Consider the following 13369-nt stretch of genomic DNA (forward strand, 5'->3'; position numbering starts at 1 on the left):
GCTAATTAAATGATAAGCTAGCGATGTCATTAACACGCTAATGAGTTCCGCATGTCCCCCGAACAACGCTTTGCCCGCTGGGTAAAGGTGGCGATTGCCGCCTTTCTCCTTGTATTTTTATATTTTCTCATCGCCGATAGCTTTATGCCCATCACTCCGGAAGCGCGGGTGATGCGCCCGGTGACGCGCATTGCGCCTGAGCTGAGCGCGCCTGTTAAAGAAGTTGTGGTGCACGACCACCAACAGGTCGCAGAAGGGGACGTACTTTTCCGCTTAGACGCTGCGCCTTTTCGCGTGGCCTTGCAACAGGCACAGTTGGATCGCGAACAAGCCCAGCAAGACAATGCCCGCTTAAAAGCTGAACTAGCCGCGGCGCGTGCCTCCCTGATGTCGGCAGAGGCGACGGCAGAGGAACGCCGCGGCGAACGTCGTCGTGGGGAAGCGCTGCTCGCACGGCAGAGTCTTTCTCGCCAGCAGTACGATCAGCAGGTTGCCGCCGAGCACACGGCGCAGTCGGCGGTGGCCTCGGCCCAGGCAAACATTGAAAGTTTGGAAGTGCAATTGGGTGAAGAAGGCGAGGCCAATTTGCGCTTACGCCAGGCAGATAATGCCCTGGAAAAAGCACAGCTGGATATGGCGCATACCAACATCCGCGCGGCCGAGTCCGGGGTGATAACCAACCTACAATTGCAGGCGGGCGACTATGTACAGGCCGGTCAGCCGGCGTTGGCATTAGTGGCTGATAAGATGGATATTATTGCCGACTTCCGGGAAAAAAGTCTCCGCCATGTGAGCTTGGGCGACTCGGTCAAGGTCGTGCTGGACGGCTGGCCGGGGCAGGTGTTTGAGGGCAAGGTCAGCGCCTTTGATGCAGGCGTTGGCGAAGGTCAAATCGCCCCGAACGGCCAACTGGCGGATATCCCGACAACGGATCGCTGGGTGCGCGATGCCCAGCGTCTGCGCCTCCACGTAGAGCTAAACAAATCACTACCTGCGTTACCAGCCAGTGGTGCTCGAGCCACTGTGCAGTTGGTGCCGGGAGATCATCTGCTGGCTAAACCGTTCGCTGCACTGCAGGCGCGTTTAATCAGCTGGCTTCATATGGTGTATTGAGTATGGCGTTCAATAAACGTTTGGGGCGCAAGCGTGCTGTCGCCATAGAGACAACTGCTCAGCGACCCGCCGGGCTAACGGAGAACGGCCTGCGCCAATGCTTGCGAATCGCGGGTGGAGGCTCGCTGGGTTTTATTATCAGCCAGTTGATGGGCTGGAATTACGGCGTGTTCTTCACCGTGTTTCCGATGTTTCTGCTGGGCATGGTACCCATCTTGAACGGCCATATCGTGCGGCAATTTCTGGCTAACGTCTCGATCAATGTGCTCGAAGTCAGTTTGGTCGTAGGGCTGCTCAAGCATATGCCCTTAGTGATGACGCTGGTAGTGCTGGTGATCTTTTCGTTTCGCTTTTATCTCATGGCCAAAGGCCCGCTATTTTTGTTCGGGGCCAACGGCGTGCTCACACTGAGTATTCTGCTGCACTTTGCCAGTTACCCAAGCGTTGATTTGAGCGATTTGCTGGCCAGCAATATGGTCGCCAGTGGGCTTGCCGTGTTGATTGCCATGCTGATGCACACCTTGTTTCCCGATGTAGAGCCTCGCAACCCACCGCCTAGAGGCGCAAAGCCCGCTGCGCAAATTCGCCATGAAACCCTGATGGGCGGGATCACCGCGACGCTCTCCTTTGTGGTGTTCCAGGTTTTTGATTTGCAGGGCTCGCTGTCGGCCCAGATGGCAACCATTCTGGTGCTGTTCTCGCTGGGCTATGGCGGTGCCAAAGTATCTGCTGGCAAACGCGCGGTGGGCACGCTATTGGGCTGCAATCTGGCGCTTGCCATGCAGCTGGTGCTGTACACCCAGAGCCATCATTTTTTACTGGTGATGCTGCTCTATTGGCTGGGTCTTATGCTGTTGGCAAGGGAGCATATTCTGGAAGGCGGCGGTTCGGGTATTGGCTTTGGCGGGCTAACCACGCTGGGTATTTTATTTGGCCAGTCCCTCGGGCCCCAGCAGGATCTCGTTTACAGTGCGCTCTATCGTTTTTCGTCGATGAGCGTAGCGCTGCTGGTGACGCTGTTGGTGATGGCGTGCTTGCACGTCATTCTTAATCGCTTTGCGCCTACACGCTTACCTAGTGCAGCAGCCTAAAAGAAGTTGAGGCAATTTTGCCGATAACGACTACGCTGATGACTAACCCACGCATGAAGTAAGCATTCACTACAGGCGTGGTATTACCCCACTAACGGATTAGAGGTGTTTGTCATGGCAAATGGTAAAGAAGACAAAGCAAAAGGCACTGCCAACAAGGCTGCCGGTAAAGTGAAAGAAGCGGCGGGCAAAGCTACCGGCAGCGGCAAGACCGAAGCCAAAGGCAAGGCTCAACAGGCAAAGGGCAGCATCCAAAAAGGCGTGGGTGAGGCCAAGGAGAACCAAAAGAAAAAACGCTAGCCGCATAACATTGACACCAACAGGGGGCTTCGGCCCCCTGTTGACGTTTAACACCGTGAAGCTTGATCCAGCGCAATATGGCGCGTTGCCTTCTGTGCCGTAATGGTGAGGAATTTCGACTTCCCGACAGAGGAGACGCGCCATGCCTGCCATGATGAAAGCGGCCATTTTTGTTGAGCCCGGCCGCATCGAGATTGACGACAAACCCATTCCTGAGATCGGCCCCAATGATGCCTTGATGCGCGTGACCACCACGACGATCTGCGGCACCGACGTGCATATCCTCAAAGGCGAGTACCCGGTGGAGCGCGGCCTGACCATCGGCCACGAGCCGGTGGGCGTTATCGAAAAGCTGGGCGCCAACGTTCAGGGCTACCAGGAAGGCCAGCGGGTGATCGCCGGGGCGATCTGCCCGAGCTTTACCTCCTATGGCTGCCAGAACGGTTGCGCCTCGCAGGATGGCGGCCACCATAGCCACGGCTACAAGCCGATGGGCGGCTGGCGCTTTGGCAATACCATCGACGGCGCACAGGCAGAATACCTGTTGGTGCCCGATGCCCAGGCCAATCTCTCGCCGGTGCCGGATGGCCTGACCGACGAACAAGTGCTGATGTGCCCAGATATTATGTCGACCGGCTTTGCCGGTGCCGAAGCCGGGGGTATCAAAATCGGTGACACGGTAGTGGTCTTCGCCCAAGGCCCGATTGGCCTTTGCGCTACGGCGGGGGCGAGGCTGCGAGGCGCGGGGATGATCATTGCGGTAGACGGCGTGGATGAACGCTTGGCTATCGCCAAGCAGATGGGCGCCGACGTAACGCTGGATTTCCGTAAGGTCGACGTAGTGGATGAAATCCTCAAGCTCACTGGTGGGCGCGGTGTCGACGTTGCCATCGAAGCCCTCGGCCTGCAGCAGACCTTCGAGTCTGCCCTGCGCGTACTAAAACCCGGCGGAACGCTATCCAGCCTCGGCGTTTACTCTGAAGACCTGACGATTCCGCTGGGTGCCTTCTGCGCGGGCCTTGGTGACCACAAGATCATTACCTCGCTGTGCCCCGGTGGCAAAGAGCGCATGCGACGGCTGATGAGCATCATCGCCGCTGGTCGGTTGGATCTTGGCCCCATGGTCACCCACCGCTACGCGCTGGAGAACATCGTCGATGCCTACGACCTGTTCTCTCATCAGCGCGACGGCGTCTTGAAAGTAGCGCTCGAGGTTTCCTGAGTGTCAGGCACCGCATAAAACAACGAGGCTAACAACGAAAAACCCGCTAACGGTCCTCTGTATAACCGTCAGCGGGTTTTATTGCTGGCGGCAATGGCCGCTAGGTCTTATTCCAATTCCGCCGAAAAACTCATTTCGACGCCTGCATCATCGACTCGGAGCCAGTACTCCATATTCTTGTAGATGTCAGCATACTGCCTGACGACGTCAATATCAGATGCTGATACCTCGTCGGAAGAAACCTGCTCCATGACATCGGCCAGCGAATGATAAAACTCACTAGTCAGGTGACCATGAAGCAGTAGGTCTTGCTCTGAAGCAGGGGCTTCCAGCGCTTCCTGCAGTGAGGCCGGATCGCTGATATCAGCGCCCAAGGCAATGGCATTGTTAGACATAGCAGCATGCAGTGCCGGTGTTTCTGGCGGCAGCATCATGCTTTCGATTTGCTTGGCGTCTCCGCCTGGTTCAAGTTCCAGAGCCCCTAGTTCAGGCACGAAGGCGCTTGCGGTAGTCACCAGCCCCATAGGGTTCGGGGAGGCAAGGGTCAGGATACCGCTGCCGCTGGGTTCGCCATTGGTCATTGTCAGACTGTCGATGCGAGCCCTCAAACCTGATAGCGCTGAACCGATCATCATGGTGGCCGGGTTGTTCATCGCCGTGTTGATTTCGCTCCAGGCGCTGTTCAGGTCCTGCAGCTCATCACAGCTGAAGGGGTTCTGACGCACTTGCTGAGCATATTGCTGAACCGTCTGAAGCAGTAACGGTAAATTCAGGCCCATCCCGATGCTGGCGATACCTTCAGTGCTACCGAGACCTGGAACCTGAGTCGTTAGGGCGCGCAGGTCGCTGACAATCTCTTCATCGGTTTCCAGAATGACATTCATCTCCATGCGGTCCTGGTTGTACTCACGCATGCCCATAACGAGGCCGGGGAAGCGGCTGGTGATGCGGTCAATATCGGCCTGGCAGGCAGACAGATCCAATTGCTCTGCCTCAACGGCGTCCATCAATGCCTGAGTACCTGCATGGGAAGGAGAGCTGAGCTCATTAAGCAGGCGTGAAAAGTCGACTTCCCCGGCGCCGTAAGGGGTAAAGTCGTGGCGCTGCTCAAGCTCTGCCAGTGCACCAGAATCTTCGAGGTTGCTGTCAGGCAAGTCGTTACCCAGAACCTGCGCTAGCAGCTCGTCGCTGGCATCCTGCGGCACGACAGATATCAGTAACTGCTGATCAATAATGGCCAGGATCGCCTTGACTGGTGCCTCGGGTGTCAGTACCCAGTAGTCTGTGCCGTTGGTGGTGGCCGTGGTGGGATGGATCTCTGCCTTGGTCAGGATACGCTGAAGCGTTTCGCGAAACGCTTCTTCATCTTGCAGTTGCATGCGCAACACAGGCAGGATGCCCAGCCCATAGAAGGCGACCTGGGGGCTCATCTTCAGGCCCAGGGCATGCACATCCTCCAGTGATTCTACACCTACCAGTTCTTCACCCATGGCGATTAACAGCGCCCCCAACGCATGCTGCACTTTATCGTCTTCTAGCTCGGGCAGTGTGTCGCGCAGTTCATCCAGATCAGACTCAAGGCTCGCCATAGGCTGCATGCGCTGAAAGAGATCAAAGGCCTCCTGTTCAGGCATTGTGTCACTTGAGGCCATGAAGTAGGGAGAATCGGCCGGGATATAACTCAGTGTCGATGCCTCCCCGGCTGACTCTTTATCATCGCTGCAGCCGCTGAGCAGGCCTGCGCTGACCAGGGCCAGGGTAACCGCCAGGGAAAGTTTGGTTTTCATCGTGTACTCATTCCTTGAATAGTTTTGGTTTTAGATGGTTTATTGATCTAATTAATCAGCAAATGATAATAATACACTAAGTTTTCTTTACTATCTTCTCCTTAAGTAAAAAGTGACTCTCGAGATTTGTTAAAACTCAAGAGTCACATTCCATCGGTAGGCCGCTTCGTTACACCTCCTGATAAAGCTCGCTGCCTTTGTTGCGGAACTTTTCAGCCTGTTCTTCCATGCCTTTCATGATGGCTTCCTGATCGCCGTCTAGGCCGTGTTCGGCAGCGTACTCGCGTACTTCGTGGCTGATCTTCATGGAGCAGAACTTCGGCCCGCACATGGAGCAGAAGTGGGCTACCTTGGCGGAGTCCTTGGGTAGGGTTTCGTCGTGGTATTCCCGGGCGGTGTCCGGGTCTAGACCCAGATTGAACTGGTCTTCCCAGCGGAACTCGAACCGCGCCTTGGAAAGCGCATTATCCCGCCGCTGTGCCGCCGGGTGGCCCTTGGCCAAGTCCGCTGCGTGGGCAGCAATCTTGTAGGTGATAATACCGGTTTTAACGTCGTCTTTATTGGGCAGGCCCAGGTGCTCTTTAGGCGTGACGTAGCAGAGCATCGCGCAGCCAAACCAGCCGATCATCGCCGCCCCAATGCCCGAGGTGATGTGGTCGTAGCCGGGGGCGATATCGGTGACTAGCGGGCCGAGAGTATAGAAGGGCGCTTCATCGCAGTACTCCAGCTGCTTGTCCATGTTCTCTTTAACAAGATGCATGGGCACATGGCCGGGGCCTTCGATCATCACCTGCACATCGTGCTTCCAGGCAATGTGGGTCAGCTCGCCAAGGGTTTTAAGCTCCGCCATTTGCGCTTCGTCGTTAGCATCCGCCACCGAGCCGGGGCGCAGGCCATCGCCGAGGGAGAACGCCACGTCGTACTGCTTGCAGATCTCGCAGATCTCCTCGAAGTGGGTATACAGGAAGCTCTCCTGGTGATGGTACAAACACCACTTGGCCATGATCGAGCCGCCGCGGCTGACAATGCCGGTGACCCGCTTGGCGGTGAGTGGCACATAGCGCAGCAGCACGCCCGCGTGAATGGTGAAGTAGTCCACGCCCTGTTCGGCCTGCTCGATCAGGGTATCCCGGAACACTTCCCAGGTGAGGTCTTCGGCCACGCCTTTGACCTTTTCCAGCGCCTGATAGATGGGCACCGTGCCAATCGGCACTGGCGAGTTACGTAGAATCCACTCGCGGGTTTCGTGGATATTTTGCCCCGTGGAGAGATCCATGATGGTGTCTGCGCCCCAACGGATACCCCAGGTCATCTTGTCAACCTCTTCTTCAATGGAAGACGTCACCGCGGAGTTGCCCAGGTTGCCGTTGATCTTGACCAGGAAGTTGCGGCCAATAATCATCGGCTCGCTTTCCGGGTGGTTGATGTTATTGGGAATAATCGCCCGGCCACGAGCCACTTCATCGCGCACAAACTCGGGTGTGATCTCTTCTGGTAGGCTGGCGCCAAAGCTCTGACCTTTATGCTGGTGGCCCAGAATGCGCTCCACTTCTTCAGACCCTAACGCCTGGCGGCGCTGGTTTTCGCGAATGGCAATAAACTCCATTTCTGGGGTGATAATGCCCTGTCGCGCGTAATAAAGCTGAGTGACGTTTTTACCCGGCTTGGCCCGCCGTGGAGTGCGGGTTAAATCAAAGCGCAGCTGGGCAAGGGTGGGGTCGTTGGCGCGGCGGTTACCGTACTCGGAGGTGGGGCCGGTGAGAAACTCGGTGTCATCGCGTTCTTCAATCCAGGCCCGGCGTAGGGCGGGTAAGCCTTTGCGTAAATCGTTGTTAGCCTCTGGGTCGGTGTAGGGGCCGGAGGTGTCGTACACCAGCAGCGGCGGGTTCTCTTCATCAATGCCGGTGGTTTTGGTGGGCGACAGTGAAATTTCCCGGAACGGCACGCGAATATCGGGCCGCGAGCCTTCCACGTAAACCTTGCGCGAGCCGGGCAGCGGCGCAATGGCGGCGGCATCGACCTGGGCGGTTTCGGCTAAAAAGTGACTGGTTCTATTGTTGACGGACTTAGTCATTACGGTCTCCATAGGTTGTTGTGGTGCTGCATTAAGCTGTCAGGTCTTGGTCTATTAGCGCTAAACCCATCTGCCAGAAGTCGATTTCCAGGCGGGTGGCATCGCGGAAAATTTTGCTGAGTTCAGCAAAACGGGCGGGGGTGACATCGGCAAGGCGGGCGTTGAGCCATTCAAGCTCTGCGTGCATGGCGGCCTGAAACTCGTCGCCTTCGTACATGGCAATCCAGGCGTCATAGGGATTTTGCGCGCCGCGCAGCGTAGAAGGCTGGGCGTTTAGCCAGTTGGCGATTTCGCCGTAGCCCACCAGGCAGGGGGCCAGTGCCACGTGCAAATCCAGCAGGTCGCCACGGTTGCCGGTATCTAACACATAACGGGTATAGGCCAGCGTCGCCCTGGCTTCGGGAAGCTCAGCCAGTTCCTGCTCGGAAATGCCCCATTCCTGGCAAAAGCCCACATGCAGGCCCAACTCCACATCCACAATGGCTTTCAAGCCTTCATGGGCCTGTCGAAGATCGGCAAGGGTAGGGCTTTTATAGGCGGCCAGCGCGTAGGCACGGGCGAAGTGGATTAAAAACAGGTAATCCTGCTTTAAGTAGTGGCGAAACGACGCCTCAGGCAGCGTCGCCGTGCCCAACTGACACACAAAATCGTGCTCAATATAGGCGCGCCAATCGTCTTGGCAGGCGGTGGTGAGATCAGTAAAGCGGTAGCCCATGATGCCTCCGGTGATAATGATCCGGAAGGCAGGCGGGAGAGATCGAGGAAATGGCCCTAAAGGTGGCGTGCGATCGTGAGAGAGCTAGCCATGGCCATCGCTTGATCCCTACGCCGGTACCCGCGCCGCTCGCTATATGAGCAACGCATTAGCCGGATCAGGTTCAGCGGGACCAGCGCTTGGCAGCAAAAATGCTCGCCCTGCGCCATCTCAGCCGGATATCACCGGCACCCCGTCAAGCTGTTCGTTGGTGGAGTGTAGGAGGCGGGTGGGGGAGATGCAAGGGGGGCTGATTGGAGATGGATAATCGCACAAGCACGCGAATTTTAAATCTGCTTCAAAATTCACTTTGCCACCAGCAGAATCAATGGGGTAGAGTCAATTGGTGGCTGTAAAACCTCAATCAATGCGCCGTCGCGTTCATTGAGGTTTTGCAGCGGGGTGTAGATTTATTGTTAGGCTTAAAAAAACCGAACCATAGTTAAATTGGGGGCAGGTGTGAATAAGAAGATTACGGGACGTGGCGAGGGAGTTGTTAATGTACTTAAATCCGATTCAGTAGAAAAGTTAGGTGAAGATTATTTAGAATTTGGTATAGATACAGCTCTTGAATCGGGAGTGCTAAAAGACATACCTTTTGTTAGTTCAGTGGTGGGGCTGTTTAATGTTACCGGAACCATAAGAGATCAGATGCTAGCGACCAAAATAATAAAGTTTTTAAGCGAGATTTCGGAAATTTCGATTGACGAAAGAACGGAAATGATTGACAAGCTTAATGAGAATGATAAGTTTGCTGGTAAGCTGGGTGCAACTTTAATTGAAATCCTTGACAGAATGGAAAGTGAAGTAAAGCCTGAGCTTTCCGCTAGGTGTTTCGTTGCTTACGCAAAGGGCGAAATTTCCTTCACTGAGCTTCGTCATATGTTACATGCACTCGAGAGAGTTCCGACTTTTGAATTAGCAGCATTAGAAGAGTTCTCCAAAGCAGATATAAATGAGTCTTTAAAAATGGAAGAGCCTACATTGTTAGCTTTTGTAAATGCGGGCATAGGGCAAAATAATGGCGGTTTAGATGGAGGAGCTATTCTTCCCACTAAGCTTTGCAAACTATTTGTTAGCAGTGGTGCTGTTAAAGCCTAATATGTCTAACCGACAATGCCAGCCGAACAAACGCTTGCAGCCTGACGCCAAACAGTACGCGTTTTTTGCGTTACTCGCTGTGCTCAAACATTAACACAAAAACCGCTCCGTATTAGGCGCAGCTGAAGCGGGCGTCAGTACTTTGGGTCGAGTCTCTTGAGAAATGACGTGAATATGATTAGGGATGGATATTTTCTGTTCGATTCTGACCCAGAGGAGACTACGCTTGAGGTCGCCAAAAGAATTGGGCGCCCGATCAAAACCCCTGCTATGCCTTTGATTCAAACGCTGACACCACGAATCAAAGAAAATGAATACCCTAATACATACAGCGGTAATTTTGGTCTGAATGAGTTTCCGTTACATACGGACCTGGCGCATTGGTACATTCCCCCGAGGTATTTTCTTCTTCGGTGCGTGAAACCAACAAGTGAAGTGGTTACAAAGATCCTTGATCATCAGCAATTGTTGCAAGGGGAGTCTGAGGAAGCGTTAAGCCGGTCCCACTTTATGCCGAGGAAAAGATTAGATAGATCGGCCAACGTCCTAAAAATTGTCAACGGAGAGTTGTTTAGATGGGATTCAGTTTTTTTGAAGCCGGTCAATAGATCGGCTGAGGCATTAAAACAGCGAATTGAAGAACGGATAATTTCTAGGGCTCCTGAGTCAATTTGCCTTGATAAGCATGGAAAATGTTTACTTATTGATAATTGGAGAGTGCTTCATGGTAGGAGCGCTGTCGGAAGAAATTCGATGAACCGAATAGTTGAGCGAGTTTATTTAGAGGAGTTGAAACTTGACAGTACAAAGAACGGCCCATGAATGGTCCAAGGACGCGCTGTACTCGAAGGCGCAGCGTTACGCAGATATCATGTTAGATAAAAATCATTCTGATTGGGAGTTTGGGTTTTGGTCAGCGCTTACGCTTGAAATGCTGGTTCGAGCATCTATTGCGAATATTTCTCCAGCTTTGTTAGCTGATGGAAAAGATTGGAATAATGTCTTATATGCGGTAGGAGTCGACCCCAACCAACAAAAGTTCAATCCGAAATCTTCCGACATTTCAGACTTGCTTAAGCGTGCGGAGGGACTTTTCTCAAGTTTTACTAGAGAAATGCTTAATTTTAGTGTTGCACACATAAATAAGAGGAACAGCGAATTACACTCTGGCGCGCTTCCATTTGATGGTGTTGGGTCTTCATCATGGTTGCCTATGTTCTATTCTGTTTGCAAAGTGTTGGTTGAAGAAATTGGCGAGTCACTGGAGACTCTCGTTGGCGAAGATATCGCAGAAGAAGCAGAGCAACATATCCAGGCACTTGAGGACGAAAGTGCAAAATCCGTAAAAGGTACCATAAATGCCCACAAAACGATCTGGGAAGAAAAGCCAGAAGAAGAACGAGAAAAGCTATCTAAACAGGCGGAGCTGCTGTCAACTCGACATCTTGGGCATAGAGTAGCCTGTCCGGCATGTGGAAGTACCGCGCTCGTTCAAGGTAGGTCTACTGGCGCCCCTAAAACCACCGTTGATGAGGATGGGATCATTGAGAAACAAACAATGCTTCCCTCATCTTTCGAGTGTGTTGCCTGTGGCTTAAAAATAGCAGGCTACTCAAAGTTAGTTGCATGCGGACTTGGAAATACCTATGTGTCCACGAGCCATTATGATGCGGTTGAATACTTCGATATAGATATAGAATCCGAAGTGGAAAGCATGATGTGGGAAGATAACAATGAACCTTTTTGAGGTGCTAACAAAATGCTGTTGTCGGACACACCTTCGCTGCGCTGCGTTGTGCCGCAAAGGTGGGTAACGCTTGCTGGCCAGCTGCTCATTGCCTTACTAAGTGGAGATGGCCACAAAATCAATGACTCCGGTTCCATTGATTTAATTTCCGTTCGCGATATTAACCGACTGTTCGACCTCCATTTTGAGACGATTTACCTTATCGGTGGCCCACTCCTGTGCATCGTCACCAAAGACGAAACGGGCGGGTGGCTTGTTCGACATGCCGAGGGAGACGATTCGTTCTGCGAGAACGGCCGGGTCACCAGGCTGGTTATGATTGGCGGCCGCGATAAACGAGCGGAACTGCCGGGTCGCTTCTGCATAATCGGCAACGTCGATATCACCGTGCTCGGCTGATTTGTCGTCAAGGAAATCCGTATGCAGCATTCCCGGCTCAACCACCATTGATTTGATATTGAGGGGAGCCAGTTCCTGTGCGAATCCCTCGATCCAGCCCTCAACTGCAAATTTTGACGATGCGTAGATGGAGCCTCCCGGGTTGGCGAGCAGGCCGTTAACAGAGGAGATGGTAACAATGAGGCCTGACTGGCGTGCACGCATGTGTGGCACCACAGCACGGGTAACGTTCATCGTGCCGAAGACATTCACCTCGAACTGGCGCCGCACTTGTGCGCTACTGATCGTCTCGAACCAGCCGAGCTGTGCTTGGCCAGCGTTGTTGACCAACACGTCGATCGTGCCAACCAGTTCCACTGCCTCCTGTGCCACGGCGACAGCCGCATCTTCGTCCGTAATATCGAGTGCCAGCGCGTGTAGTCTGCTGTTTGATCCAAGTGCTTCCGTAACGTCGTTGGCAGACCGAGCCGTAGCGGTGACCGTTTCACCAGCAGCAAGCGCCGCACGGGCGATCTCCCTACCTAATCCACGGCTTGCGCCGGTGACGAGCCAGTTTCTAGCCATGAGGCGACGTCACCCCCTGATTGAGTAGCGCTACACTTTAGAGTCCGATCCTATGGGTAAGGAGATTGGACATGAAGAAGCGTTTCAGCGAAGAACAGATCATTGGCTTCTTGGCCGAAGCCGAAGCGGGACTGCCCATCAAAGAGCTATGCCGTCGGCACGGTTTCTCAGAAGCCAGTTACTATCTATGGCGGAGCAAGTTTGGCGGCATGAGCGTCCCCGATGCCAAGCGACTCAAAGAACTCGAAGCCGAAAATGGACGCTTGAAAAAGCTGCTCGCAGAGTCGCTACTGGAAATGGAGGTCACTCGCGAGGCGCTGAGAAAAAAGTGGTGAGCGCCCCGGCACGCCGAGACGTGGTGCGCTTTATGGTGTCACGTGGCCTGAGTGAGCGCAGAGCGCTCCGTGTCATTCGTATGAGTGCCAGTGCATTGCGCTACCAGCCGGCCCCTGACCGCAATGAGACATTGCGTGAACGCATTGTTGCCTTGGCACACCGGCATCGCCGCTATGGCGCTGGCATGATCTACCTGAAGCTGCGTCAGGCCGGAGAACCGGTCAATCACAAGCGTGTTGAGCGTCTGTATGCGGAAGCTCGCTTGCAGGTGAAGCGTCGCAAGCGCAAGAAGGTTCCCATGTCTGAGCGAAAGCCACTTGGTCGCCCTGGGGCTGCCAATCAGGTCTGGTCAATGGATTTTGTGTTTGACCGGACGGCAGACGGACGAGTGATAAAGAGCCTCACGGTTGTCGATGACGCCACCCATGAAGCCGTGGCGATCGTGCCTGAACGTGCCATTAGCGGACTGTTTTTAACACGTATTCTGGATCACCTGGCCCTACAACGTGGCCTACCGAGCGCCATTCGTACGGATAATGGAAAGGAGTTCTGTGGGCGCGCCATGCTGTCATGGGCGCATCTACGTGGCGTTGCCCTGTTTTTAATCGAACCTGGAAAACCCAACCAAAACGCCTACATCGAATCGTTCAATGGGCGCTTTCGAGATGAATGCCTAAATGAGCATTGGTTCACCAGCCTTCAACACGCCCAGGCTGTCATCGAGGCATGGCGGCGGGAGTACAACGAAGAAAGACCGAAGAAGAGTCTTGGAGGGCTGACACCGTCAGCCTATGCCGAGCAACTGGTGGTAAAACACGATAAAGTTATTTCTGACTCTAAACCCGGGTGCTACTGAAGATGGGGTGACGTCGGAGGTGCTC

Annotated in this window: 11 protein-coding genes, 1 pseudogene and 1 riboswitch; of the genes and pseudogenes, 8 read left to right on the forward strand and 4 right to left on the reverse strand. The window is 54.1% G+C overall.

The window, feature by feature from the left end:
• Positions 1–51 precede the first annotated feature (51 nt).
• The 4 genes from CPH17_RS18355 (at position 52) to CPH17_RS18370 (ending at position 3726) form a co-directional block, all read left to right on the forward strand.
• Entirely contained in the window at positions 52–1113 is a 1062-nt protein-coding gene (locus tag CPH17_RS18355) for an HlyD family secretion protein (protein WP_096300748.1), read from the forward strand.
• A 2-nt stretch (positions 1114–1115) separates the two neighbouring features.
• Entirely contained in the window at positions 1116–2204 is a 1089-nt protein-coding gene (locus tag CPH17_RS18360; protein WP_096300749.1) for a DUF2955 domain-containing protein, read from the forward strand.
• 114 nt (positions 2205–2318) lie between these two features.
• Complete coding sequence (locus CPH17_RS18365; RefSeq protein WP_096300750.1) at positions 2319–2504, forward strand: CsbD family protein; 186 nt, start codon at positions 2319–2321, stop codon at positions 2502–2504.
• A 142-nt stretch (positions 2505–2646) separates the two neighbouring features.
• A complete protein-coding gene (locus CPH17_RS18370; RefSeq protein WP_096300751.1) occupies positions 2647–3726 on the forward strand; it encodes an NAD(P)-dependent alcohol dehydrogenase in 1080 nt (359 codons plus the stop codon).
• A 107-nt stretch (positions 3727–3833) separates the two neighbouring features.
• Here the strand turns inward: CPH17_RS18370 and CPH17_RS18375 are convergent, their stop codons facing one another.
• From CPH17_RS18375 to tenA, 3 genes are all read right to left on the reverse strand, one after another.
• Positions 3834–5513, reverse strand: a complete 1680-nt coding sequence (locus CPH17_RS18375; RefSeq protein WP_096300752.1) for a hypothetical protein — start codon at positions 5511–5513, stop codon at positions 3834–3836.
• Between the two features lie 169 nt (positions 5514–5682).
• A complete protein-coding gene (thiC, locus tag CPH17_RS18380; protein ID WP_096300753.1) occupies positions 5683–7587 on the reverse strand; it encodes a phosphomethylpyrimidine synthase ThiC in 1905 nt (634 codons plus the stop codon).
• A 31-nt stretch (positions 7588–7618) separates the two neighbouring features.
• Complete coding sequence (gene tenA, locus CPH17_RS18385) at positions 7619–8302, reverse strand: thiaminase II (RefSeq protein WP_096300754.1); 684 nt, start codon at positions 8300–8302, stop codon at positions 7619–7621.
• A gap of 88 nt (positions 8303–8390) precedes the next feature.
• Positions 8391–8547, reverse strand: a riboswitch (TPP riboswitch).
• 253 nt (positions 8548–8800) lie between these two features.
• Here tenA and CPH17_RS18390 point away from each other — a divergent pair.
• Positions 8801–9442, forward strand: a complete 642-nt coding sequence (locus tag CPH17_RS18390) for a hypothetical protein (protein WP_096300755.1) — start codon at positions 8801–8803, stop codon at positions 9440–9442.
• A 796-nt stretch (positions 9443–10238) separates the two neighbouring features.
• The gene (locus CPH17_RS18400) at positions 10239–11189 is read left to right on the forward strand and encodes a hypothetical protein (RefSeq protein ID WP_096300757.1); all 951 of its coding nucleotides are present in this window, start codon (positions 10239–10241) and stop codon (positions 11187–11189) included.
• Positions 11190–11330: 141 nt separating this feature from the next.
• Here CPH17_RS18400 and CPH17_RS18405 read toward each other — a convergent pair whose 3' ends face one another.
• Entirely contained in the window at positions 11331–12152 is an 822-nt protein-coding gene (locus CPH17_RS18405) for an SDR family NAD(P)-dependent oxidoreductase (protein ID WP_096300758.1), read from the reverse strand.
• Between the two features lie 71 nt (positions 12153–12223).
• Here CPH17_RS18405 and CPH17_RS20320 point away from each other — a divergent pair.
• Positions 12224–12373: pseudogene (locus CPH17_RS20320) on the forward strand (transposase); the annotation flags it as partial.
• Entirely contained in the window at positions 12340–13344 is a 1005-nt protein-coding gene (locus tag CPH17_RS18410; protein ID WP_231896491.1) for an IS3 family transposase, read from the forward strand. The pseudogene CPH17_RS20320 and the gene CPH17_RS18410, both read left to right, overlap by 34 nt.
• The last annotated feature ends 25 nt before the right edge of the window (positions 13345–13369 follow it).

Origin of the sequence: Halomonas sp. hl-4 (assembly GCF_900215475.1) — a bacterium.
In the GTDB taxonomy this organism is placed as follows: Bacteria; Pseudomonadota; Gammaproteobacteria; order Pseudomonadales; family Halomonadaceae; genus Vreelandella.